The following is a 22,426-nucleotide window of genomic DNA, read 5'->3' on the forward strand; positions in this document are numbered from 1 at the left end:
CTGTCCCGCCGGCGCATTCGTTCAACATCATGGACCTCTCCCTTACCAAGGGAGTGCTCTACCGAGGTCATCTCTTGAGCAGCCTTTTTGGTCATCAAGGTCAGCCTTCACCAATGGCAGCAACGGCCCGCCGATATAGCTCCGCCATTGGCTCATCGAAGCAGCAAAAGGTAATCGTATCAGGCGCTGCATTCTGTTGCAGGAAGCCGCTTACGGCGCCAACGGCGATTTCCGTCGCTTGATCTTTCGGATAGCCGTAGATGCCGGTCGAGATCGCCGGAAATGCCACCGTCCGACAATCATGGCCGAGTGCGATTTCGAGCGAGCGCCGGTAGCAGGAGGCGAGCAGTTCGGCTTCGCCCTTGCCGCCGCCCTGCCAGACCGGTCCGACCGTGTGGATGACGTAGCGCGCCGGCAGCCGATAGCCCTTGGTCAGCTTGGCATCGCCGGTCTTGCAGCCGTTGAGCATCCGGCATTGGGCGAGCAGCTCCGGCCCGGCGGCGCGGTGGATGGCGCCGTCGACCCCACCACCGCCGAGCAGTGATGAATTGGCGGCGTTGACGATAGCGTCCACCGAAAGCCTGGTGATGTCGCCGGTGTGGATGCGGATCCTGTCGCCAAGAGTGCTCATCGTCACATCCTGAACACGCCGAACTTCGTCTCCTCGACCCCGGCATTGAGTGCCGCCGAAAGGCTGAGCGCCAGCACCTCGCGCGTCCTGGCCGGATCGATGATGCCGTCGTCCCAGAGCCTTGCCGAGGAATAGAGCGGGTGGCCTTCATGCTCGTATTTCATCAGGATCGGCTTGCGGAATTTAGCCTCCTCCTCGGCGCTCCACTCGCCGCCCTTGCGCTCGATGCCGTCGCGCTTGACCATGGCGAGCACGGTCGCCGCCTGCTCGCCGCCCATCACCGAGATGCGCGCATTCGGCCACATCCACAGGAAGCGAGGCGAATAGGCGCGGCCGCACATGCCGTAATTGCCGGCGCCGAACGAGCCGCCGATGATCACGGTGAGCTTCGGCACCTTTGCTGTGGCGACCGCCATCACAAGCTTGGCGCCGTCCTTGGCGATGCCGCCGGCCTCGTATTTTCGCCCGACCATGAAGCCGGTGATGTTCTGCAGGAAGATCAGCGGAATGCCGCGCTGGCAGCAAAGCTCGATGAAATGCGCGCCCTTCAGCGCGCTTTCGGAAAACAGCACGCCATTGTTACCGATGATGCCGACGGGCATGCCATGCAGATGGGCAAAGCCGGTGACCAGGGTGGTGCCGTAATTCTGCTTGAACTCGTCGAACTCCGAACCGTCGACCAGCCGCGCGATCACCTCGCGCACATCGTAGGGCTGGCGCAAATCCGTCGGCACGACGCCGTAAAGTTCCTGCGGATCGTAGAGCGGTCGAATCGACTTCTGCAGATCGAGACTTACGGCCTTGTGCCGATTCAGGTTCCTGATGATGCGCCGGCAAATGGCCAGGGCGTGTTCATCGTCCATGGCGTAGTGGTCGGCAACGCCGGAAAGCCTGGTGTGCACATCGGCGCCACCGAGCTCCTCGGCGCTGACATCCTCGCCGGTGGCGGCCTTCACCAGCGGCGGGCCGCCGAGAAAAATGGTCGCCTGGTTGCGCACCATGATCGTCTCGTCCGACATCGCGGGCACATAGGCGCCGCCGGCAGTGCAGGACCCCATGACGCAGGCGATCTGCGGGATGCCGGCCGCCGACATGTTGGCCTGGTTGTAGAAGATGCGGCCGAAATGCTCGCGGTCGGGGAAGACCTCGTCCTGGTTTGGCAGGTTGGCGCCGCCGCTGTCGACCAGGTAGATGCAGGGTAGGTTGTTCTGCAGCGCGATCTCCTGCGCCCTGAGATGCTTCTTCACCGTCAAAGGATAATAGGTGCCGCCCTTCACCGTGGCGTCGTTGACGACGACCATCACTTCCCGGCCCTCGACGCGGCCTACGCCGGTGATGATGCCGGCCGACGCAATGTCTTCGCCATACATCGACCAAGCCGCGAACTGGCCGACCTCGAGGAAGGGCGAGCCGGTGTCGAGCAGTTGCGCCAGCCGTTCGCGCGGCAAAAGCTTGCCGCGTGAGACGTGGCGTTCGCGGGCTTCATCGGAGCCGCCGCGCTCGACGCTTGCCGCCTTCTCGGCGATATCGGCGACCAGTGCCCGCATGCGCTCGGCATTGGCGCGGAAGGTGTCGGAGGAGGGGGAGATCTGAGAGGCGAGGGCGGGCATTGACGAACCTCAAATGATATCATATTTTAGTATCACTTCGGGCTCTCGCCCCAACCCCGAGAGGAATTGTATTCGATATTGGGAGGGGGGAAAGTCATGAAGACAGCGCATCGGCAGACGCTGGATAAGATATTTGCAAATCCGGTCAGCGCTTCGATCAAATGGCGAGATGTTGAGGCTTTGCTGGTTGCGCTCGGCGCGCGAGTGTCCGAAGGACCCGGCTCGCGGGTCCGATTCACATTGAATGGAATAACGCTTCGATTGCATCGGCCGCATCCATCGCCAGATGCGAAAGCATACGTGATCCGAGAGGTCAGGACTTTCCTGATAGAGTCAGGTGTTGAACTATGAAGCCTTACAAGGGATATTTGGGAACGATCGAGTTCGATGAAACCGATGTTGTGTTTCACGGTCGTATCGTGGGTATTCGCGACATCTTCACATACGAAGCCAATTCGGCAGAAGAATTGCTGACGGCTTTTCATGAATGCGTCGACGACTACCTCGAATTTTGCGCTGAACAGGGCAAGGAGCCAGAAAAACCATTTTCTGGCAAACTCGCTCTGCGCACCACGCCGGAAGTCCATCGTCTTGTGAGCCGAGCGGCCTCCAGCGACGGCAAGTCGATCAATCAATGGGTGTCGGACACGCTCGCCGAAGCGGCCCGTAAGCGGATCGACGAAGGTTCGACGAAGGTGACGACCCGCGCGCACTAAACCTCCTCCGCCATGATCTCGCGGCCGATCAGCCAGCGACGGATTTCGCTGGTGCCGGCGCCGATCTCGTAGAGCTTGGCGTCGCGCAGCAGCCGGCCTGTCGGATAGTCGTTGATATAGCCGTTGCCGCCGAGCAGCTGGATGGCGTCGAGCGCCATCTGCGTTGCTTTCTCGGCCGCGAAGAGCACGCAGCCGGCGGCGTCCTTGCGCGTCGTCTCGCCGCGGTCGCAGGCGGCGGCCACCGCATAGACGTAAGCCCGCGCGGCGTTCATCGTCGAATACATATCGGCGAGCTTGCCCTGCACCAGCTGGAACGTGCCGATCGGCTGGCCGAACTGCTTGCGCTCATGCACGTAAGGGACCGCCACGTCGAGGCAGGCCGCCATAAGCCCGATCGGGCCACCGGAAAGCACCGCGCGCTCATAATCGAGCCCCGACATCAGCACCTCGACACCGCGCCCTTCCTCATGCAGCACATTCTCGAACGGCACCTCGACATTTTCGAAGACGAGCTCGCCGGTGTTGGAGCCGCGCATGCCGAGCTTGTCGAGCTTCTGCGCGACTGAAAAGCCCGCCATCGTCTTCTCGACGATGAAGGCTGTGATGCCGCGCGAATGGCGTTCGGGATCGGTCTTGGCGTAGACCACCATCGTTCCGGCATCGGGGCCGTTGGTGATCCACATTTTCGAGCCGTTGAGCACATAGCGGTCGTTGCGCTTTTCGGCGCGCAGCCTGAGCGACACCACGTCCGAGCCGGCGCCTGGTTCCGACATCGCCAGCGCGCCGACCGTTTCGCCCGAGCAAAGGGCAGGCAGGTACTTCTCCTTCTGCGCCGGGGTGGCCCAGCGGTTGATCTGGTTGACGCAGAGGTTCGAATGCGCGCCGTAGGAGAGACCGACCGAGGCCGAAGCGCGCGAAATCTCCTCCATGGCCACGACATGCGCGAGATAGGTCATGCCGGTCCCGCCGAAATCGGGGTCGGCGGTGATACCGAGCAGGCCAAGCGCGCCGAGCTCGCCCCAAAGATGCGCGGGAAATTCATTGCAACGGTCGATCTCGGCCGCGATCGGCGCGATCCTGTCCTGAGCGAAGCGCCGCACGGTGTCGCGCAACGCTTCGATGTCGGGATCAAGTCCGAAGTTCAGCGTTTTCGTGTACATGCCGTTCCTCGCTGCGCACGCCCCGGTCTTCGCGGAGATCGTGCCCGTATCAGAGTACCACGGCGTCCCTGGCGCGCCCCGAGGGACGCGCGGTGCCATGGCTGATTGTCGCGCCGACCAGGCGCATTGTCATCGAAAGATATGTCGTGGTGACTTCCGCGATCGACAGTCGTTCGCCCGGCCGGAACCAGACGATGACGCCGGTCATCATCTGGATCAGTGCCATGGCGGTGAGCCCGGTGTCGTCGACCTGAAAGACACCGGCCTCGGCGCCGTCGCGCAGGATGGTGCGCAGCTCTTTCTCATAGGCCGCGCGCATCTTGAGGATCTGCGTCAGCCTTTCGTGCGAAAGGCTGCGCAATTCCATGTTTGAGACATGGGTGGCGTGACGCCGCCCGATATGGAAAGCGATGTGGTTTTCGACATAAGCGGCAAGCCGGCTCACCGGGTCGACCGTGGCCGGTCGCGCCACGCCCCAAGCTTGCAACAGGCCTTCCATATGCTCCCGCATCAAGGTGAACAGAAGGTCTTCCTTGGTCGGGAAATAGCGATAGAGGGCGGCCGCCTGCACGCCGACCTCCGCCGCCAGCTGCCGCATCGACATCGCCTCGTAGCCGAGGCGCGCGATCAGGCAGACCGCCGCCTCGCGGACGGCCGCTTCGGTCTTTTCCCCGTCGGAGCCTGTGGTGCGTGCCATGTTCGCCTCCAATGGCAATAATAAAACGAACGTTCAATTAATTCAAGATGCATCGTATACCCATTCCTTCCTTGGTTTGCGAAGACAAGATGAGGCTAAAGCATGTCTCCCGAAAGTGGGTCCGGTTTCGGGACAAAGACATGCTTAAAATCAAAAACTTAAAGCAGGTCGCGTGAATCCTTTTTCACGCGACCTGGTTTAGTTCCTCAACACAGAAGTTTTGACCGGTTGGCTCGTGTGCGTTGGCAGATCCTCTGCCTTGGCGATTGGCCGAGACACCTATCGTGGTCGTCATCCACGGGCGGAGCAAGGAGCGAAGCGACGCGCGCAGACCCGAGGATCCATGCCGTGACATGAAAGCGTCGCAGCGGCCCAGAATTCTGCACCGATGCACACTTCGGTCTCGGTAACGGCATGGATTCCAGGGTCTGCGCGCGTCGCTTCGCTCCTTGCTCCGCCCTGGAATAACGAGGTTCAGGAGCCTTCAGCTTATCGCCAACGTTTTGCGCTGACGACTCCAACGGACGTTGATGACCTTTGCTCGACAAGCCCGCAATCTTTCAAAATCACTGTGTTGGGGAACTAGGTGACGATCCTGAAGTCCACAGGCGCGTCGTCGGTCGCTTCCTCGATCTCGACCTTCGAGACGAGCGCGCCCCGCGGCCCTTGCCACAGGCGTTCGATCATCGCCGTGACGGCGGCGTCGGCGCCGGCAATCAGCGCGGCGACCGAGCCGTCGCGCTCGTTGCGTACCCAACCCGTCAGCCCGAGGCGCGTGGCTTCGCCGCGCGTCCAGACACGGTAGCTCACACCTTGCACGGTGCCGTAAACACGCGCCCGAACGGCTCTTTGCTCACCTTGCATCGTCCGCTCCAGAACCTTCGCCCATCAATCTGGAGCACGAAAGGTCAAATGCAACCGGTTTGAGGGATAGGTGCCCGGTGGATTAATTAATTGACTCAGTCAATCAATGAAGAAATTATAGGATGCAGCGTCTCCAAGGAGGTCGGTATGCCGCACGAAGCCCTGGTCCAAGAGATTCGTCGCTTCAACCGGTTCTATACCGGGCTGGTCGGGCTGCTCGATGAGACCTTGATGCACAGCCCTTACACGCTGGCCGAAGCCCGCGTGCTGTTCGAGCTCGGGCGCAAGGCCAGACCGGGCGGCCGAAGGGCTGGTTTGCTGGCGCGCATGTTTCATCTTGATCTGGCGCCCGCGGCGTCCGAACTGGCCGGCGAACTCAGCCTCGCCCCTGCCTATCTCATGAGGGTCCTTCGAAAGTTCACCGCCATGGGACTGGCTGAAATGCGCGATGGCCCGGAGAACGGCCAGCCCGTTCTCATCCTGACCGAGCGGGGCAAAGCCGCGCTGGTCGATCTCGAAGCGGCGACGAACCGCGATCTTGCCCGCCTGATCGTCAAGCTCGAGGACAAGCAAGCCGCGGAGCTTTCCGATGCGCTGAACCGCGTGACGCGCCTGCTGGCAGCCGCCGGAATGTGAATTGCCGATCTGCTCCGGGAAGCACATTCTGCTCCCTGGGAAGCAGGCATATGGGCCAGGGTTCGGTCAGTTCCCTCGCGCCGCCGCGAGCGCGCCCGGCAGTTCCTCGGCGAAGATGTCGAGCTCATGGTCGAGGCCGACGCTCACCCTTATGCAGCGGTCGAGCACCGGCACCATCGGCTTGCGGATGAACACGTCGCGCGACAAAAGGTTCTGCATCACCTTGAGTGCGAAGACGCCGTCGCGGCCGCAGTCGATGGTGACGAAATTGGTTGCCGACGGCAGTGGCTTGAGATCGTTCTGCCTGGCGATGGCTGAAATGCGCTCGCGGCCTGCCGCCACGCGCGCCACCACCGAGTGCAGATAGTCCTGGTCGGCAAGCGCCTCGAGGCCGGCGATCTGCGCCATGCGGCTGACGCCGTAATGGTTGCGGATCTTCTCGAAGTCGCGGATCACCTCCGCCTCCGCCACGGCGTAGCCGCAGCGTATGCCGGCAAGGCCGTAAGCCTTGGAGAAGGTGCGCATGCGGATAACGTTCGGCCGCGAGACATCGATCGCCGGTAGCGCCGAGGCCGGTCCCAGCTCGCCATAGGCCTCGTCGAGCACCAGCATGGTGGTTTCCGGAAGCGCTTCGATGAAGCGGACGACATCCGGCGCTTCCCACCAGCTTCCCATCGGGTTGTCGGGGTTGGAGAGATAGACCAGCGGCGCCCTTTCGCTCGCGACCTTGGCGAGAAGCCCGTCCAGGTCTTCCTTGTCGTCGGCATAGGGGACCGTCACCAGGCGGCCGCCGACGCCGGCGATATGGAAATTGAAGGTGGGATAGGCGCCGAGCGAGGTCACCACGGCGTCGCCTGGGCCGACATACATGCGCGCCACCAGGCCGAGCAGGCCGTCGATGCCTTCGCCGACGACCACGTTTTCGACGGCCACGCCGTGATGCGCGGCGGCCGCCACCTTCAGCTCGTAATTGTCGGGGTCGCAATACATCCACTGGTCGCGGGCGACGCTCTCCATCCGGGCGATGACGCGCGGCGAGGGCCCGAAACTGCTTTCATTGGCGCCGATGCGGGCGCGGAACGGCCGCCCGCGCTCACGCTCCTGCGCCTCAGGGCCTACGAACGGCACCGTGGTGGGAAGCGCACCGATGATCGGCGTGAGGGAAGGGCGCTGGCGCATGGCAAAAGCTCGCGTGGAGGGAGCGTTCTTGCTAGCGTGGTGGCTGAGCCGGCGCAAGCTGAACGAGACACGCCATTGACCACGGCAGTGGTCGACACTTCAATCCCCCGCCTTCCGATCAACTCTGTTTGCATCGCTGGCGAAGGCACACGGTCAGTCGATTGGGTGTCGTCCTCGCCGCAGCGGCGTCCGAGGCGGAAGCACGTGCTCCTACTGGATTCTCCCCGCCGGTTTTGATAGCGAGATGGGATGAGCAATCGATTGCCGCCCACCTGGGCGAAGCACCTTAAAACTCGACCCTCGGGAGAGGCTGCGCCGCCGAACGCTGTACCGACGAAAGCCCAGCCGAAGGTCGGTCTGCCTCGCAGCCAGGCCGACGACATGCTGTTGAGGCAGGCGCTCGACTTTCAGAAAGCCGAGCGGCTGCCGGAGGCCGAGGAACTCTGCCTTCGCGTCCTGGAGAGGGCGCCAAACCATCCGCTGGCGTTTTACATCTTGGGAACGCTGGGGCTCGGACACGACGATGAGAAGGCTCTGCGGTACTTTGCCAGGGCTCTTGGGGAGGAGCCGCAAAATCCCTACTATCACCTTAGCCTCGGCGCAGCCTATCTGAAGCTCAGCGAATTTACGCCGGCAATCAAGCACATTCAGATTGCCCTCGATCTGAAGCCGGATCTTGTGGAAGCGCTTTGTACCTTAGGCAAGGCTTACAATGAGTCTGACAGGGGAGAAATGGCGCTGCCGCTATTCGAGAAGGCGCTCAAGATCGACCGAGATCATCCTCTGGCCCGGACAGGGCTTCCCCACGCACTCGCAAGCCTCGGTCGTATGGACGAAGCTGCAGCGCATCTGAAAGAGGCGATAGAACAGCGCATCGCTGTACCGAACGCCTACAATGCACTTGTGCACACGCGCAAATTCACGGGAGAGCCGCCAGAACTCGCGGCAATCCTGACAGAGCTTCGAAACCTGGACCACGGATCGGACGGAGCGCCGGCGCTTCATCACGCCGCCGGAAAGGTGCTCAACGACCTCGGTCGCTACAAGGAGGCGATGGATCACTTCAAGAAAGGAAATCAAGCCGGAGGCCATACATTCGATCTGGAATCCTACCGCCGGTGGATCGACGCCGTGGTCGAGACCTTTACGCCGGAACTGGTGGCTTCAAGGGCCGCCTGTGGCAATCCCTCGGAAGTACCTGTATTCATTGTCGGCATGCCTCGCTCGGGCACGACACTGACGGAGCAGATATGCGCCAGCCATCCCAATGTTCACGGGGCTGGTGAGCTCAGCAAGCTCAGACGGGTCGCCAATGGGATCGGCCTGACTAACTGCTCCAACATCAATCTTGGCGAATCGATCGCGGGGATGACGCCCGACCTGACCAGGATGTTGGCCGAGGAGCACCTTGCCTATCTCCGAGAGCGGGCTGCCGATTCGCTTCGAATCGTCGACAAGATGCCTCACAATTTCGAGCTGATCGGCCTGATCTGCCTTCTCTTTCCCAACGCGCGCATCATTCACTGCCGTCGCGACGCCATCGACAATTGCATCTCCTGTTTCGTCCTGCAATTCAGTGATGGGCACAACTACAGCGCCGATCTCCAAACATTAGGACTTTACTATCGGGAATATGATCGCTTGATGCGCCATTGGGACAGGATTTTCCCCGGACGTATCTTTGAAAATCGCTACGAGACCTTGATCGAAAATCAGGAGGAGCAGTCGCGTCGGCTAATAGACTATCTCGGGTTGTCCTGGGATGATGCATGCCTGCGTTTTTTCGACAAGGATAGATCGGTAAATACCTACAGCCGCTGGCAGGTTCGCCAGCCGATCTACAAATCGTCCGTCAAGCGGTGGAAGAATTATGAAAGCGAGATTCAGCCACTGATCGATGCGTTAGGGGATCTGGCCGAGATTTGATCGAACAAATCGATTCGCAAGGGCTGGCGCCAGCAGCCAATCTCGCCGAACTACCGGTTCGTCGAGCAGATTGATTAAGCTTCTATGCGGGCATTCCCGATGTGATGGCTTCCAAAGGCCGTCCATACATGAACCGTGCCCGGCTAAACAGCCGCCCCAGCATCCCATCATTTGTTCGGCCGAACGTGGAGAGGGGCACGAACCCGCGGATTCAAGGCTGGCCATGCCTTAGGCCGTGGCAACGAAAAACCCGGCGGTCGCCCGCCGGGTTTCTCTTTCAAAAGTATCTTATGCCTTAGAAGTCGCGCTGGAAGCGGAGGATACCGCCGACGCTGTTCTTCTTGTTAGCACCGGTCCAGTTGCCGAAGGCAGTGCCGTCGTCGAAGTGACCAAAGTGATCGTAATCAACTTCAGCGGTGACCGTGAAGCCCGGAACAGCGGTGTAGGCAACGTTCGCCGCCACGCCGTAGTTCTTGTCCTGATCACCCGACACCTGGAGGTTGAACGCGGTCTTCTCGTTGAACTTGTAGGTGCCGCCGGCCCAGAATGCCCAATGGCCAGCCCACTGCTTGTAGAAGTTGCGACCGAAGTCGACATCGAGCGAATGATTGTCGGTGCCGTAGCCAAACATGCCGAACAGCGACAGTTCGCTGGTGACGTTGAAGTCCGCACGAACCTTGCCGGCCCATTCTTCGTAGTTGCTGTCATAAGCAACGACGCCGATGATATCGCCCCAGCCCTGCGTATACTTCACGCCGCCGACGACGTGCGGGACGTAGCTGTCGATTGTGCCGGTATAAAAGCCATTGCTTGCGAGATCGCCAGAACCTTCTTCGAGCGAGACCACGGCCGAGAAGCCGTTGCCAGCATCGAAGTAGTACTGCACGACGTTGGTGTCGAAATCGCCGTAAGGAACGAGCGTGTCCTGGATGACGTTGCCGGCGTAGCCGATGAACGTATCGAAGGCCGATTCGTCCTTACCGACGCGCAGGCCGCCAAGCTGGATCCAAGCAAAGTTCAGCGAAACGCCGGAGTTGTGAGCTGGATTTTGGGTAGTTACTCCGTCGCTCCGGCCTCTGCCGTTGCCGAAGTTGAAGCGGGTCTCGGTGTAGGTCTTCAACGTGCCGAGCTCGGTTTCCTGGCCGGTCCAGGTCTTCAGGGTGAAGCGGGCATTCTTCTTCCAGGTGCCCTGGTCCTTGCCGTTCAGCACGTCGACGCTGCGAGCACCGTCGAACGAGCCGACGTCGCCGAGGCCGATGTCGTAGCGGACGTAGCCGCCGATGCGCAGGCAGGTCTCGGTGCCCGGGATGTAGAAGTAGCCGGCGCCGTAGACGTCGCAGATCTTGACGTATTCGGCCGGTTCCGGCTCGGCGACGGTCACCGCGTCCGCGGCGCGAGCACCGGAAACTGCGATCAGGGCCGCAGCTGAGCCGAGAAGAAGGCTCTTGATGTTCATTTTCTGACCTCCAGTCAAAAGTTAAAAAACGGGTCTGGGTATTTTTTGCTGAAGGACAGCGTTCCCTGCCCCATCCCCACTACCGAAAAAGATGCGCACCGCGCCGCTCCTTCGAAGCTGACATTACCCATGAGCCCGCGCCGTTCAACCACGATCGTGTCGGCGCGAGCGCTGTCCGGGCGCTATCCCCGGGGGTTGTTGCACAAATGACACGATTTGGCCTCACTCAGAAAGCTCTCGTTAACCATTGAGGTCCGCGTGCCGGTTGAATCCGCCCGAATCCGGCAGAGGACGGACTGAAATGCGGCAGGCGGCTGAGTCGACCGCCAGGCGATTGCCGCAGAATCGCCACCTGAAGCGGCGGGAACGCGCGGGCCAGCTGATTTTTCGCTGATTATGGCGCGGGCTTGTTGATTGTGCCGGCGCTTTTCTTTATCCAGCGGCGCGACGGAGAGGTGGCCGAGTGGTCGAAGGCGCTCCCCTGCTAAGGGAGTAGAGGTCAAAAGCTTCTCGTGGGTTCGAATCCCATCCTCTCCGCCATCCTACGCCCTGCGGGCTTCGGGTGGCAGGCCACCCGGAGCCGCATTTGGGCGTAGGAGTGTCGCCCGAAGCTACGAAGTAGCGTAGGGGGACCATGTGGTACGTCTATTTCCTGCAGCTCCATAACGGCGATGTCTATGTCGGATCGACAAACGATCTTCGACGTCGTTTCGAATCGCACCAGTCAGGCCAGGTGACTTCTACCAAGGCTTATTTGCCTGTCGCCTTGAAGGCCTATATCGCGGTTGAAACCGAGGCCAACGCCCGGCAGCTCGAGCAATATTTCAAGACCGGATCCGGAAAGGCCTTCGCCAGCAAACGATTTTGGCGCCTGGTGCGCGATTGATGGCAATTGAAGTTATCCTATTGAAGTGAAAGTGAAAATTAGCGGAACGAACTGCTTTCGCCGACCTCCTCCGTTCGATTCTGACTGGAGGTCAGAAAATGAACATCAAGAGCCTTCTTCTTGGCTCAGCTGCGGCCCTGATCGCAGTTTCCGGTGCTCGCGCCGCCGACGCGGTGACCGTCGCCGAACCGGAACCGGCCGAATACGTCAAGATCTGCGACGTCTACGGCGCCGGCTACTTCTACATCCCGGGCACCGAAACCTGCCTGCGCATCGGCGGCTATGTCCGCTATGACGCTTCGGCTGGCAGTGATGCTATCCTGGGCTTCGCTGGTGCCGACGCGAACGACGTGAGGAGCGGTAAAGTCCAGGACACCTGGGGCAAGAACGCTCGCTTCACCTTGAGGACTTGGACGGGTCAGGAGACTGAACTCGGCACGTTGAAGACCTATACCGAAACGCGCTTTAACTACGGCAATGGTCTTCATAATGGTCGCTGGGCGCTTGACACAGATGGCAACGTGATCAGTGGTGGTGGCGCGGGCACAAGCGTCTCGCTGAATTTTGCCTGGATTCAGCTCGGTGGGCTCCGTGTCGGTAAGGACGAATCGGCGTTCGACACCTTCAGTGGCTATGCCGGCAATGTCATCAATGACACACTGGTACCCTACGGTGGCTTCGATACCAACGTCATCCAGTACTACTTCGATGCCGGCAACGGCTTCTCGGCTGTGGTCTCTCTCGAAGAAGGAAGCGACAGCAAGTTTGCCGCCGACTTCGATGGCGATGGTGTCTATAGCGACAAGTATGTCGACTATATCGGTACGATCGACAGCTATGTACCGCACGTCGTCATCGGTGCGAAGTACACCCAGGGCTGGGGCGGCATCAATGGCGTGGTCGCCTATGACAGCAACTACGAGACCTGGGCCGGCAAGGTTCGGTTGGACGTGAACGTCAACGAGGCGCTCTCGCTGTTCGTCATGGGCGGCTATGGCCAGGAAAACTTCGACGGACCGACGAACCCGACGGGTCACTCCTTCTACAAGCCTTGGGACGGTAATTGGGCGGTCTGGGGTGGCGGCACCTACAAGTTCAACGAGAAGACCTCGTTTAACCTGCAGGCGTCCTATGACGAAGGCAAGACGATCGGTATCGCCGCGAACGTTGCCTACATGGTGGTTCCTGGCTTCACGGTCACGGGCGAAGTTGACTACATCAATCACACCAAGACCAACTTCTACCAGACCAAGAGCGACGGTATCGGTGCCGTCCTCCGCTTCCAGCGCGATTTCTAAGGGCTGGAATCCTACAAGGTGAAAATCCGGCCCGGGCGCTTTCACGCCTGGGCCGTTTTTTGTTTTCGCGATTGGTGCCAAACGAAAGGATGGGGGTAAACGATAAGCAGAGCGAGATCTTATGCATGATTTCGTGGGATCCCATCGATGGATGGATCGGCATAAGACTCCAAGAACTCTTGAAAGGACGCCTTCAAGCGGGTAGAGCTGGCTCTAACCACTCGGGGGTGTGGTGCAGAAATGTCGAACGAAGCGATTCAAGGGGGGGCTCCTCTGATCATTTCACGTTTTTTTCTTCTCAGAATTCGAATTTTCGATACACCTATAACAAGATCAGAGAAGTAAAATCGTATAGGATCGGGGAGCTGTTCGCAGCTTATCGAGATATACTCTGGGATGACGGGCGACATAAATACAATGTCAGCTCTTTCATCGGTGAAATAGACGAGATCCTTTTAGGAGAGCGTTTCAGCGCCTTTGACCAGAACGCCCTGGATAATCTTATCGGTACATTGCGCCAGCGCGGCAACAGCAATGCAACCATCAATCGCAAGATGGCTGCCCTCAGCAAATTGCTGCGTAAGGCGCATAAGATGGGAGATATCCACAGCCTGCCCGAGTTCCGCCGCCAGAAGGAGCGGGCGGGACGGATTCGTTTCCTCGAAAGGGACGAAGAGGCAAGGCTGTTCGCGGCGATCAGGAACCGCAGCGAGGATGCCTACAGGCTTTCCGTCTTCCTGGTCGATACTGGCTGCCGCCTCGGCGAGGCGCTCGGCCTGATCTGGAACGACATCCAGGAACACCGGGTCTCCTTCTGGATCACCAAATCCGGGCGCAGCCGCACCATTCCGATGACCGAGCGCGTCAAGGAAGTCATCAAGCTGCCGCCAAGCACGGAAGGACGACGGCCGAAAGGCCCGTTCACCAAGCTGACACAGGCGCAGTATCGCGCGATCTGGAACGAAGCGAAGACGGAAGTCGGTCTCGGCGCCGATGAACAGGTGGTGCCGCACATTCTGCGTCACACTTGCGCTTCACGTCTCGTCCAGGGCGGTATCGACATAAGGCGCGTCCAGATGTGGCTGGGCCACCAGACATTGTCGATGACCATGCGTTACGCGCATCTGGCCACCAACGATCTCGATGGCTGTGTCGTCGTTCTGGAAAAGCCGCGCGGCGATGAAGCCTCGCCGCGGTCGGCCGGGAACTCCGTGTTCGCGTCGCCCCTCACCGCGCCGACCCCCGCCACATCGTCTCGGAAAGCGAGAGGGCCGAAACCGGTCAAAGCGTCCCGCAAGCGCTCGAAAGGCGAATAAGGTGTAGCCAGCTTGCACTCGAAAAGTGCCAATCTATATGGCCCCGTGACAACGCCTTTGATCAACTGATGTTGGGAATTTGACCCTTGGAACTGGGAGGGATTCTATGAAGTTATTGATTTCCACAGCTTTGTTGTTCTGCTGCTCTGTTGTAACGGCCCATGCTGGGATGTCGGTTTCAGTGGATTGGGGCCCAACCAAGAAATGCTTCGATAGCAAGTCACCGCCTATGAAGTTTTCTGGAGTTCCAGCTGGGACGGCAAAATTCGACATTCGCATGTCCGACCTAGACGCGCCGGACTTTACTCATGGTGGCGGCAGAGTGCCATATTCTGGAAGTTCTCTGCCTTACGGCGCGTTTTCTTACCGAGGGCCATGCCCTCCGTCGCCACATACCTACCAATTCACCGTCAAGGCACTTGACACCAACGGCAAAACTATAGGCACGGCGAAGATAAGAAAGCGATTTCCGTGAGTGTTTCAGGCTGGGTTTAGTTTAAAGGGCCCTTACCCGATCGAGGAACGCGGCAATCTTCCCAGGCAAGTCGCCGGTTTCCAGGAAGGGCGCATGGCCCTGGCCTTCGGCGGTGATCTGATCCATGCCGGGATGCCGCTCCTGCATCTCTTGAAGTGTTGCCGTGGAAAGCAGTTTCGAGTTAGCGCCGCGAATGGCGAGCAATGGAATGGCGGCGAGCGCGTCGAACTGCGGCCACAGGTCCGGCAGCGGCTTGCTGAGATCGATGCCGGCCAGCGTGTCGACCAGGGCCGGATCGAAATCCGGCACCCAGCCGGCCTCCGTCTCGCGGCAGATTGCCCGGACCATGCGCGCCCAGTCGGCGTCGGTGAGCGCCGGGAAATCGGCGCCATGCACGCGCCGCTGGGCGTCCACCGCCTCGGCGAATGTCTTCGGTTTCGGCGCACGGTCGAGATAGGAGCGGATATGGGCAAGGCCCTCCGCCTCGATCACCGGGCCGATGTCGTTCAGCACGATGGCTTTCAGCATGGCCGGCTTCAGCGCGCCGAGCACATGGATGATCAGCCCGCCGCGCGAGGTGCCGATGAAGGCCGCTTCTTCGATGCCGAGTGTCGACAGTCCGGCAAGCACGTCACCGGCCTCGACGCCGACATTATAGTGGCCGATATCGGGATCGTGGTCGGATTGCCCGCGACCGCGGTAGTCGCAGGCGATGACTTTTCGTGGCCTCTCCACTTTGCTTGAGAGGTGGAGCGCCAGTTCGTGGAAGTCGCGGGCATTGCGGGTGAGGCCGGGCAGGCAGACGACCGGCAAGCCACCGGCATTCGCTTCACCATAGATACGGGCATGGAGCTTCAGCCCGTCGGGTGCGGCATAGAAGAAGTCAGAGAAACCGTCGCTGGCCATCGCAATCCCGCTCCTCGTTGAGGTGACCGACAGCTACAGGCGAGGGCAGGGATCGTCAAATGCGGAGTTCTTTCCTTCTCCCCTTGCGGGAGAAGGTGGCCTCGCGAAGCGAGGTCGGATGAGGGGTGCTCCAGGGAAAGCCAGCGTCTCACTTCGCTGGAACACCCCTCATCCGTCTCGGCGCTGGCGCGCCGATCCACCTTCTCCCACAAGGGGAGAAGGAAGAACTTCAGCCCCGTCCGTTCACGAGGTCGCCCACGATGTCGTATTTGCCCGAAATACGCATCTTGTAGACCTCGTAATTCTCCATCACGCGCTGAACGTAACTTCTCGTTTCCGTGTAGGGAATCCGCTCGATCCAGTCGACGACGGCGTCCACGTCCTTGCCGCGTGGGTCGCCGTATTTCGCCACCCACTGGGCGGCGCGGTTCGGGCCGGCATTGTAGCCGGCGAAAGTCAGCACATAAGAGCCGCTGAAACGGTCGAGCTGCTCGCCGAGAAAGGCTGAGCCGAGCGCCGCATTGTAGCCGGCATCTGTCGTCAGCCGCGCCTGCGAGAAGGTCATGCCCGCCTTCTTCGCCAACTGCCTGGCCGTGCCCGGCATCAACTGCAGCAGGCCGCGCGCGCCGGCGCTGGAAACGGCGCCGACGTTGAACTCGCTTTCCTGGCGGGCGATGGCATAGGCGAGCGCCTTGCCGGATCCCGAAATATTGGCCGAATCGGGAATGACGCCCAGCGGATGAGACAGCGCGCCGACATCGATGCCGCGCTGGGCGGCAATCTTGCCGACCTTCAGCGCCATGAAATGGTTGCCTTGCTTTTCGGCAAGCACCGCAAGCAGTGCCAACTCGCCCGGACTGGTCAGCTGTCCGGCAAGGTCGCGGTAGAGCGTCTCGGCATAGCGGTCGTAGCCTGCTTCCTGCAGCCGCTTGATCGCGCCGACCGCCTCTCGGTTGTCAAAGCTCAGTCGGTCGGCGGCACTCGGTTTCGGGTAGGCGATGTTGAGCGTTCTCAAACCCACGCGTTCGCCGGCGAGCTGGCCGTAGAAGGTCGTGCCGTAGCCGGCCGCGCGCGTGAAATAATCCTTGGCGTTGCCTGGGCCGCCGACTTCCGCCGCGCGGCCGAGCCAGTAATAAGCGCGCGACAGCGACACCGGTCCCTGGGCGAATTCGGTGATGCGCGTGAAATGCCCTGCGGCGGTCGCCGGGTCGTTGAGGCCGCGCAATGCATACCAGCCGGCGTGGAATTCGGCTTCGGCGGCATTCAGCGGGCTCTCGGCGGCGTGCATGGAGACGATTTTATAGGCGGTCTTCATGTCGCCCTGGTCGACCAGCTCGCGCGAGAGCACGCGGCGCTCAACCCACCAGGCATCGGGATCGACCAGCGAATCGCGATCGGCCGGTGCCTTCATCACGACAGCGGCGGCATCGGAGAATTTCTGCTGCTTGCGCAGATATTCCGCCTCGGCGAAGAAATAGCCGGCGGAGCGCTGCGCCGCGGGCACCGCCTTTAAGAGCTTGGCGGCGTTCTTGTCGCCTTTGTCGGCCGCCGCCCAGGCATCCGCCAGGGGCTGTGCGCCGGCGAGGCCGGCGACCCTCAGCGCCGAGGACGGCCGGTCGGCGTAGAACATGCGCTCCATGCGGTAGCGATGGTCGGCCGCCGGGATCAGCGTGCCAAACTCCTTGATGACGGTCGCCTCGTCCTTTGCTTCCAGCTTCTCGGTGCGCCAGAACGGCACCAGCACCGCGCGCGCCGCGGCCTGGTTGCCCAGCGCCATCTGCGAGCGGGCAAGGATAATCACACCCTCGGGCGTCAGCGGCTGGCTGCGGCCGAAGGCCTGCACCACCATTTGCGGTGGCGGGGCCTCGCGATAGAGCGCGCGCTCGCTGTTCTTGCGCAGCGCGATCGTGCCCGGCCATCCGGGCAGCATCTTGGCCGCGTCGGCAATCTCGCCGCTCGGCACCTGGTCGCCACCGTAAAGCGCGATCGCCCAGGCGAGGATGTGCCGGTCGAGCGAGGTGGCGGGCAGCGTGTCGCGCGCATTGCGCGCGCCGGCGATGTTGTTGGCGGCGAGCGCATCGAGCCCGCTCTTCAGTTGCGCTATGTCGGGGGACAGCGCAGTCGACGTCTGCCCGGGCGCCTGCGGTGTGTCGGTCGCCGGGATGGCAGCCGTCGCGCGCACGCCGACGCTTCCGCCGATCGCCACAGTGGGCGTCAGCGCGACGATCGCTCCCAAGAGCGCGAAGAAATGAGGCCGCCTCGTCGGCATGTTCAATCCTGGCACATCGTCAGCGGGTACGGCCTTGAAAGCCTGAACAGACTCTAAACTTAGGTGGTGAAGGGCTCGTAAACAAAAGGTTATCGAGGCCGTTCGAATTGCCCCCGCTGGCACTATTGCCATGCTTGCCGCCGAACCATGTCGAGACTATGGTGCGCGGCTTCGCTTTCCGCTAGAAGGCGCGCAAATAAACCGAACGCTAAAACCTGATACGTTCCCGATAGTTCCAAGGAGTTTGGACGACATGCTGAGAGGCTCGCTCACCGCGCTCGTGACACCGTTCGAGAAGAGCGGGCGCTTCGACGAGAAAGCCTTTCGCGCATTCGTCGAATGGCAGATCGCCGAGGGCACCAAGGGTCTGGTTCCCGTCGGCACCACCGGCGAGTCGCCGACGCTGTCGCATGACGAGCACCGTCAGGTCGTCAAGGTCTGCATCGAGGTGGCCAAGGGCAGGGTGCCGGTCGTGGCCGGCGCGGGCTCCAACAACACCGAGGAAGCCGTCGGGCTGGTGCAATACGCCGAAAAGGCCGGCGCCGATGCCGCCCTCGTCGTCACGCCTTACTACAACAAGCCCACCCAGCGCGGCCTCTACGAGCATTTTGCCGCCGTCGCCAGGGCGACCAGGCTGCCGATCATCATCTACAACATCCCGCCGCGTTCGGTCATCGACATGACGCCGGAGACGATGGGCAGGCTGCGCCACGACTTCAAGAACATTGCCGGCGTCAAGGACGCGACCGGCAAGGTCGAGCGCGTCTCCGAGCAGCGCATGACCTGCGGCAAGGATTTCATCCAGCTTTCCGGCGAGGATGCTTCCGCGCTCGGCTTCAACGCTCATGGCGGTGTCGGCTGTATTTCGGTCACCTCGAATGTCGCGCCGCGCCTCTGTTCCGAATTCCAGGAAGCCACGCTTTCCGGCGACAGCGCCAAGGCGCTCGAACTGCAGGACCGGCTGCTGCCGTTGCACAAGGCGATCTTCATGGAGCCCGGCGTTTCCGGGTCGAAATACGCGTTGTCGAAGCTGGGCAAGGTCGAGAACGTGGTGCGTTCGCCGCTTGTGACGGTCGAGGCTTCGACCGCGGAAAAGATCGACGCGGCGCTCAAGCACGCCGGCTTGATTAATTAGGGATGAGGCGCCACCTCTCCGCATTATGAATCAAGTCAAGAAAGCCGACCCCAACAACAGGACGGTCGCCGAGAACCGCAAGGCGCGCTTTTCCTACGAGGTGCTCGACACGATCGAGACCGGCTTGGTGCTGACCGGCACCGAGGTCAAGTCGCTGCGCCAGGGCCAGGCCAACATCCAGGAGAGCTACGCCTCGGCTGAAGGCGGCGAGATCTGGCTGATCAATTCCTACCTGCCGGAATATCTGCAGGCCAACCGCTTCAACCACGAGCCGCGCCGGCGCCGCAAATTGCTGGTCTCCAAGCGCGAGATGGCCAAGCTCTCGCAAAGCGTCGAGCGCGAAGGCATGACGCTGGTGCCGCTGAAGATCTATTTCAACGACCGCGGCCGCGCCAAGCTGCTGCTCGCCGTTGCCCGCGGCAAGAAGCTGCACGACAAGCGCGAAACCGAAAAGCAGCGCGACTGGTCGCGCGAGAAGGGCCGGCTGCTGAAGGAGCGCGGTTAAAGACTATCGGTGATACATCCAGGCAAGGCGAGCAGGGGGCCAAGGCTTGAGGAACCGGCTGATTGTCCTGGCTCTGGCTTTCGTCTTTCTGGCGCTTGCGGTCGGGATAGAGAGCTTTTTGCGGCCCCGCGCCTTTCCACCGGATCGTGCCAAGTTCCCCATAAGAGGCGTCGACGTTTCGCACCATCAGGGCAAGATCGACTGGCAGCGCGTTGCAGCCGACGATGTGACCTTCGCCATCATCAAGGCGACCGAAGGCGGCGACCATGTCGATGATACCTTTGCGACCAATCTGCGTGAGGCGCGCGCCGCCGGGCTCGCGGTCGGCGCCTATCACTTCTTCACCTTCTGCCGCCCGGGCGCCGACCAGGCGAAGAACTTCATCTCGGCCGTGCCGAGCGGCGAGCAGCTTTTGCCGCCGGTCGTCGATATCGAGTTCCATGGCAATTGCCCGCGACGCCCGTCACCCGCTGAGCTGAACGCGGAACTCGTTGCATTCCTGGCCCCGGTCGAGGCGGCCTTTGGCAAGCCGGCCATCATCTACATCACCGACGAGGCGGCGCCGGCCTATTCCGCTCATATAGCGGTTCGCGAACGCTGGCTGCGCTCGCTGGCAATGCCGCCGAAAGAGGAGGATTGGGTCTATTGGCAATATCTCGATACCGGCCGCGTCGACGGCATCGACGGCGATGTAGACCTGAACGTGTTGAAGGGGGGACCGGCGAGGCTGAGCGAACTGTTTGGCGCTGCGCCTGACTCTAGTTCTTCAGGAACGCCGCGATCTCCTTGAACACATTGACGAACATTTCTTCCGTCAGCACGCCGGTGTTGGTGTTGTATCGCGAGCAGTGATAGCTCGAAAACAGCGCGATACCACCGGCCTGCTGCCGGCCGCCATGGCGGAATGGAATGGCCGCGACGCGCTCGCCGAGTGCCCGCACCGTCGACTGGTGCGCGATCGAGCCCAGCGTCAGTATGGCGCTGAGATTGGGGAAGCGCGCGATCGTCGGTTTTAGAAAAGTCCGGCAGGTGGCGATCTCGGCGCCCACCGGCTTGTTCTCCGGCGGCACGCAGCGCACCGCATTGGTGATGGCGGTGCCGACAAGCTCGAGCCCGTCATCCGGCCTTGCCTTGAACTCGCCGCGCGCCAGGCCATGCGCGATCATCGTGCCGTAGAGCAGGTCGCCGGCATAGTCGCCGGTGAAGGGGCGTCCCGTGCGGTTGGCCCCGCGCAGGCCGGGCGCCAGCCCGACGATCAACAGGCGGACCGAATCTTCACCCTCCGGCGGCAGGAAGGTCGGCACCGGCGCGTTGAACCAGCCGGGCTCGCGCTCGCGCCAGGCGGCGATGAAATCATGCAGCCGCGGGCAGAGCGGGCAGTCATGGCTGGGTTCGGGGGAGGGCGCGGCGCTCAAGGCCGCCGCCTGTCAATAATCGTCCTCGTCGACTTCGGCGGGCTCCGGCCGGCGCGCGGGCCGCTCGGATGGGTCGCGGCCGACTTCGCTCTTCAGCGTCATCAGGTCGATGAAATGATCGGCCTGGCGGCGCAGGTCGTCGGAGATCATCGGCGGCTGCGAGGCCATGGTCGAGATGATCGACACCTTGCGGCCGCGTCGCTGCAGCGCTTCGACCAGCGTGCGGAAGTCGCCGTCGCCGGAAAAGATCACATAGTGGTCGACGACATCGGCGAGCTCCAGCGCATCGACGGTGAGCTCGATGTCCATATTGCCCTTGATCTTGCGGCGGCCGGTCGAGTCGGTGAATTCCTTGGCGGGCTTCGTCACCACCTTGAAGCCGTTATAGTCGAGCCAGTCGATCAGCGGCCGGATCGATGAATATTCCTGATCCTCGACCAGCGCGGTGTAATAGTAGGCGCGCAGCAGGTAGCCGCGCTTCTGGAAGCTCGACAGGAGCTTGCGGTAGTCGATGTCGAAGCCCAGCGCGCGGGAAGTGGCGTACAGATTGGCGCCGTCGATGAAAAGAGCGATCTTTTCACGGGGATCGAACATTGAAAAACATCCCTTTCGAAAATTTCTGTCGTCTAAAAGTGTTTGACGAATAGGTCCGACAAAATGGGCCTCGGTGCCGTCACATCCGAGATAACGCGCAATTTGTGGATATCCAAGGGCAGGCCGCTGCATTGCAAGCAATTGTGATCGCGACTATGTGAGCCGCATCATGGCGTGGCGAGATGATGAGCCGGGCAAAGGCCCGCAAAGCTGACGCCGCCGCCATAAAGCTTGTATTTCGGCCGCGCCCGCGTTATGGAGCGCGCCAGCTTTCCATCAAATCCATCGCATGAAAGGGGCAGTCCATGGCCCGCGTAACCGTTGAAGATTGCATCGACAAGGTCGACAACCGTTTTGAACTCGTGCTGCTCGCCGGCCATCGCGCCCGCCAGATCAGCCAGGGCGCGCAGATCACCGTTCCGCGCGACAATGACAAGAACCCGGTCATCGCGCTGCGCGAGATCGCCGACGAGACGCTTTCTCCCGACGACCTCAAGGAAGACCTGATCCACTCGCTGCAGAAGCATGTCGAGGTCGACGAGCCGGAAGCCGAGGGCGAGGCGATCGCCGACCAGACCGGCGCGACCGCTGTTGCAGCCGACACCGACGACGCCGAGGAAAACATCACTTTCGACCGCATGAGCGAGGAAGACCTGCTCGCCGGCATCGAAGGTCTGGTGCCGCCGGAAAAGAGCGACGACTACTAAGAGCTTTTGTCCCGGTTGGATCAACCATCCAGGACTTCCGTATCT

General features: G+C 61.4%; 22 protein-coding genes, 1 tRNA gene and 1 pseudogene. 13 read left to right on the plus strand and 11 right to left on the minus strand.

Translation table 11 applies throughout. From position 1 onward, the window contains the following. Window positions 1–100: 100 nt before the first annotated feature. Both WDX12_RS20800 and WDX12_RS20805 read right to left on the minus strand, forming a co-directional pair. Window positions 101–631 (minus strand): O-acetyl-ADP-ribose deacetylase, encoded by a 531-nt coding sequence (locus WDX12_RS20800; protein ID WP_434721831.1) that lies wholly within the window; start codon window positions 629–631, stop codon window positions 101–103. 2 nt (window positions 632–633) lie between these two features. After that, window positions 634–2,241 (minus strand): carboxyl transferase domain-containing protein, encoded by a 1,608-nt coding sequence (locus WDX12_RS20805; protein WP_434721832.1) that lies wholly within the window; start codon window positions 2,239–2,241, stop codon window positions 634–636. 96 nt (window positions 2,242–2,337) lie between these two features. On the opposite strand from WDX12_RS20805, the gene WDX12_RS20810 reads away from it, so the two are divergent. Both WDX12_RS20810 and WDX12_RS20815 read left to right on the plus strand, forming a co-directional pair. After that, complete coding sequence (locus WDX12_RS20810) at window positions 2,338–2,592, plus strand: type II toxin-antitoxin system HicA family toxin (RefSeq protein WP_434721833.1); 255 nt, start codon at window positions 2,338–2,340, stop codon at window positions 2,590–2,592. Next, window positions 2,589–2,957: a type II toxin-antitoxin system HicB family antitoxin gene (locus WDX12_RS20815; protein WP_434721834.1), complete on the plus strand. Its 369-nt coding sequence runs from the start codon at window positions 2,589–2,591 to the stop codon at window positions 2,955–2,957. Before WDX12_RS20810 ends, WDX12_RS20815 begins: the two co-directional genes overlap by 4 nt. On the opposite strand, the gene WDX12_RS20820 is transcribed toward WDX12_RS20815, so the two are convergent. The 3 genes from WDX12_RS20820 to WDX12_RS20830 all read right to left on the minus strand — a co-directional run bounded on the left by WDX12_RS20820 (window position 2,954) and on the right by WDX12_RS20830 (window position 5,678). Then, window positions 2,954–4,117 (minus strand): isovaleryl-CoA dehydrogenase, encoded by a 1,164-nt coding sequence (locus WDX12_RS20820; RefSeq protein WP_434721835.1) that lies wholly within the window; start codon window positions 4,115–4,117, stop codon window positions 2,954–2,956. The two genes, WDX12_RS20815 and WDX12_RS20820, sit on opposite strands and share 4 nt — an antisense overlap. Window positions 4,118–4,166: 49 nt before the next feature. Beyond that, window positions 4,167–4,814 (minus strand): TetR/AcrR family transcriptional regulator, encoded by a 648-nt coding sequence (locus WDX12_RS20825; protein ID WP_434721836.1) that lies wholly within the window; start codon window positions 4,812–4,814, stop codon window positions 4,167–4,169. 582 nt (window positions 4,815–5,396) lie between these two features. Next, entirely contained in the window at window positions 5,397–5,678 is a 282-nt protein-coding gene (locus WDX12_RS20830) for an acylphosphatase (RefSeq protein ID WP_434721837.1), read from the minus strand. Window positions 5,679–5,825: 147 nt separating this feature from the next. Here WDX12_RS20830 and WDX12_RS20835 point away from each other — a divergent pair, with 147 nt between their 5' ends. Beyond that, complete coding sequence (locus WDX12_RS20835; protein ID WP_434721838.1) at window positions 5,826–6,314, plus strand: MarR family winged helix-turn-helix transcriptional regulator; 489 nt, start codon at window positions 5,826–5,828, stop codon at window positions 6,312–6,314. Window positions 6,315–6,380: 66 nt separating this feature from the next. Here the strand turns inward: WDX12_RS20835 and WDX12_RS20840 are convergent, their stop codons facing one another. Then, complete coding sequence (locus WDX12_RS20840; RefSeq protein ID WP_434721839.1) at window positions 6,381–7,493, minus strand: pyridoxal phosphate-dependent aminotransferase; 1,113 nt, start codon at window positions 7,491–7,493, stop codon at window positions 6,381–6,383. A gap of 249 nt (window positions 7,494–7,742) precedes the next feature. On the opposite strand from WDX12_RS20840, the gene WDX12_RS20845 reads away from it, so the two are divergent. Then, window positions 7,743–9,419 carry a tetratricopeptide repeat-containing sulfotransferase family protein gene (locus WDX12_RS20845; protein WP_434721840.1) on the plus strand — a complete coding sequence of 559 codons (1,677 nt, stop codon included), beginning with the start codon at window positions 7,743–7,745 and terminating at the stop codon, window positions 9,417–9,419. Window positions 9,420–9,714: 295 nt separating this feature from the next. Here WDX12_RS20845 and WDX12_RS20850 read toward each other — a convergent pair whose 3' ends face one another. Continuing rightward, a complete protein-coding gene (locus WDX12_RS20850; RefSeq protein WP_434721841.1) occupies window positions 9,715–10,875 on the minus strand; it encodes a porin in 1,161 nt (386 codons plus the stop codon). Between the two features lie 449 nt (window positions 10,876–11,324). Here WDX12_RS20850 and WDX12_RS20855 point away from each other — a divergent pair. The 5 genes and pseudogenes from WDX12_RS20855 (at window position 11,325) to WDX12_RS20875 (ending at window position 14,850) form a co-directional block, all read left to right on the plus strand. Beyond that, window positions 11,325–11,415: transfer RNA gene (locus tag WDX12_RS20855), tRNA-Ser, on the plus strand. Window positions 11,416–11,509: 94 nt separating this feature from the next. After that, window positions 11,510–11,761: a GIY-YIG nuclease family protein gene (locus WDX12_RS20860; RefSeq protein ID WP_320294952.1), complete on the plus strand. Its 252-nt coding sequence runs from the start codon at window positions 11,510–11,512 to the stop codon at window positions 11,759–11,761. 98 nt (window positions 11,762–11,859) lie between these two features. Continuing rightward, window positions 11,860–13,059, plus strand: a complete 1,200-nt coding sequence (locus WDX12_RS20865) for a porin (RefSeq protein ID WP_434721842.1) — start codon at window positions 11,860–11,862, stop codon at window positions 13,057–13,059. Between the two features lie 240 nt (window positions 13,060–13,299). Then, window positions 13,300–14,375 (plus strand): annotated as a pseudogene (locus WDX12_RS20870) (tyrosine-type recombinase/integrase). 229 nt (window positions 14,376–14,604) lie between these two features. Next, on the plus strand, window positions 14,605–14,850 hold the full coding sequence (locus WDX12_RS20875) for a hypothetical protein (protein ID WP_434725685.1): 246 nt from the start codon (window positions 14,605–14,607) through the stop codon (window positions 14,848–14,850). Between the two features lie 21 nt (window positions 14,851–14,871). Here WDX12_RS20875 and WDX12_RS20880 read toward each other — a convergent pair whose 3' ends face one another. Both WDX12_RS20880 and WDX12_RS20885 read right to left on the minus strand, forming a co-directional pair. Beyond that, window positions 14,872–15,756 (minus strand): alpha/beta fold hydrolase, encoded by an 885-nt coding sequence (locus WDX12_RS20880; protein ID WP_434721843.1) that lies wholly within the window; start codon window positions 15,754–15,756, stop codon window positions 14,872–14,874. A gap of 229 nt (window positions 15,757–15,985) precedes the next feature. Beyond that, window positions 15,986–18,025: a lytic transglycosylase domain-containing protein gene (locus WDX12_RS20885; protein ID WP_434721844.1), complete on the minus strand. Its 2,040-nt coding sequence runs from the start codon at window positions 18,023–18,025 to the stop codon at window positions 15,986–15,988. A 253-nt stretch (window positions 18,026–18,278) separates the two neighbouring features. Between WDX12_RS20885 and dapA the strand changes: the two genes are divergently transcribed. Genes dapA through WDX12_RS20900 form a run of 3 tightly spaced genes read left to right on the plus strand, consistent with a single transcriptional unit; the run spans window position 18,279 to window position 20,455 of the window. Then, window positions 18,279–19,160: a 4-hydroxy-tetrahydrodipicolinate synthase gene (gene dapA / locus WDX12_RS20890; RefSeq protein ID WP_434721845.1), complete on the plus strand. Its 882-nt coding sequence runs from the start codon at window positions 18,279–18,281 to the stop codon at window positions 19,158–19,160. 25 nt (window positions 19,161–19,185) lie between these two features. Continuing rightward, window positions 19,186–19,665 carry an SsrA-binding protein SmpB gene (gene smpB / locus WDX12_RS20895; protein WP_127877696.1) on the plus strand — a complete coding sequence of 160 codons (480 nt, stop codon included), beginning with the start codon at window positions 19,186–19,188 and terminating at the stop codon, window positions 19,663–19,665. A 46-nt stretch (window positions 19,666–19,711) separates the two neighbouring features. Continuing rightward, complete coding sequence (locus WDX12_RS20900) at window positions 19,712–20,455, plus strand: glycoside hydrolase family 25 protein (RefSeq protein WP_434721846.1); 744 nt, start codon at window positions 19,712–19,714, stop codon at window positions 20,453–20,455. Here WDX12_RS20900 and WDX12_RS20905 read toward each other — a convergent pair. Then, a complete protein-coding gene (locus WDX12_RS20905) occupies window positions 20,424–21,080 on the minus strand; it encodes a uracil-DNA glycosylase (protein WP_434721847.1) in 657 nt (218 codons plus the stop codon). The genes WDX12_RS20900 and WDX12_RS20905 overlap by 32 nt on opposite strands. Before the next feature lie 12 nt (window positions 21,081–21,092). Next, window positions 21,093–21,674: an NYN domain-containing protein gene (locus WDX12_RS20910; RefSeq protein ID WP_042637844.1), complete on the minus strand. Its 582-nt coding sequence runs from the start codon at window positions 21,672–21,674 to the stop codon at window positions 21,093–21,095. A gap of 305 nt (window positions 21,675–21,979) precedes the next feature. Between WDX12_RS20910 and rpoZ the strand changes: the two genes are divergently transcribed. Then, window positions 21,980–22,381: a DNA-directed RNA polymerase subunit omega gene (gene rpoZ / locus WDX12_RS20915; protein WP_320294960.1), complete on the plus strand. Its 402-nt coding sequence runs from the start codon at window positions 21,980–21,982 to the stop codon at window positions 22,379–22,381. The last annotated feature ends 45 nt before the right edge of the window (window positions 22,382–22,426 follow it).

Source organism: Mesorhizobium sp. RIZ17 (assembly GCF_051127865.1).
Taxonomy (GTDB): domain Bacteria; phylum Pseudomonadota; class Alphaproteobacteria; order Rhizobiales; family Rhizobiaceae; genus Mesorhizobium; species Mesorhizobium humile.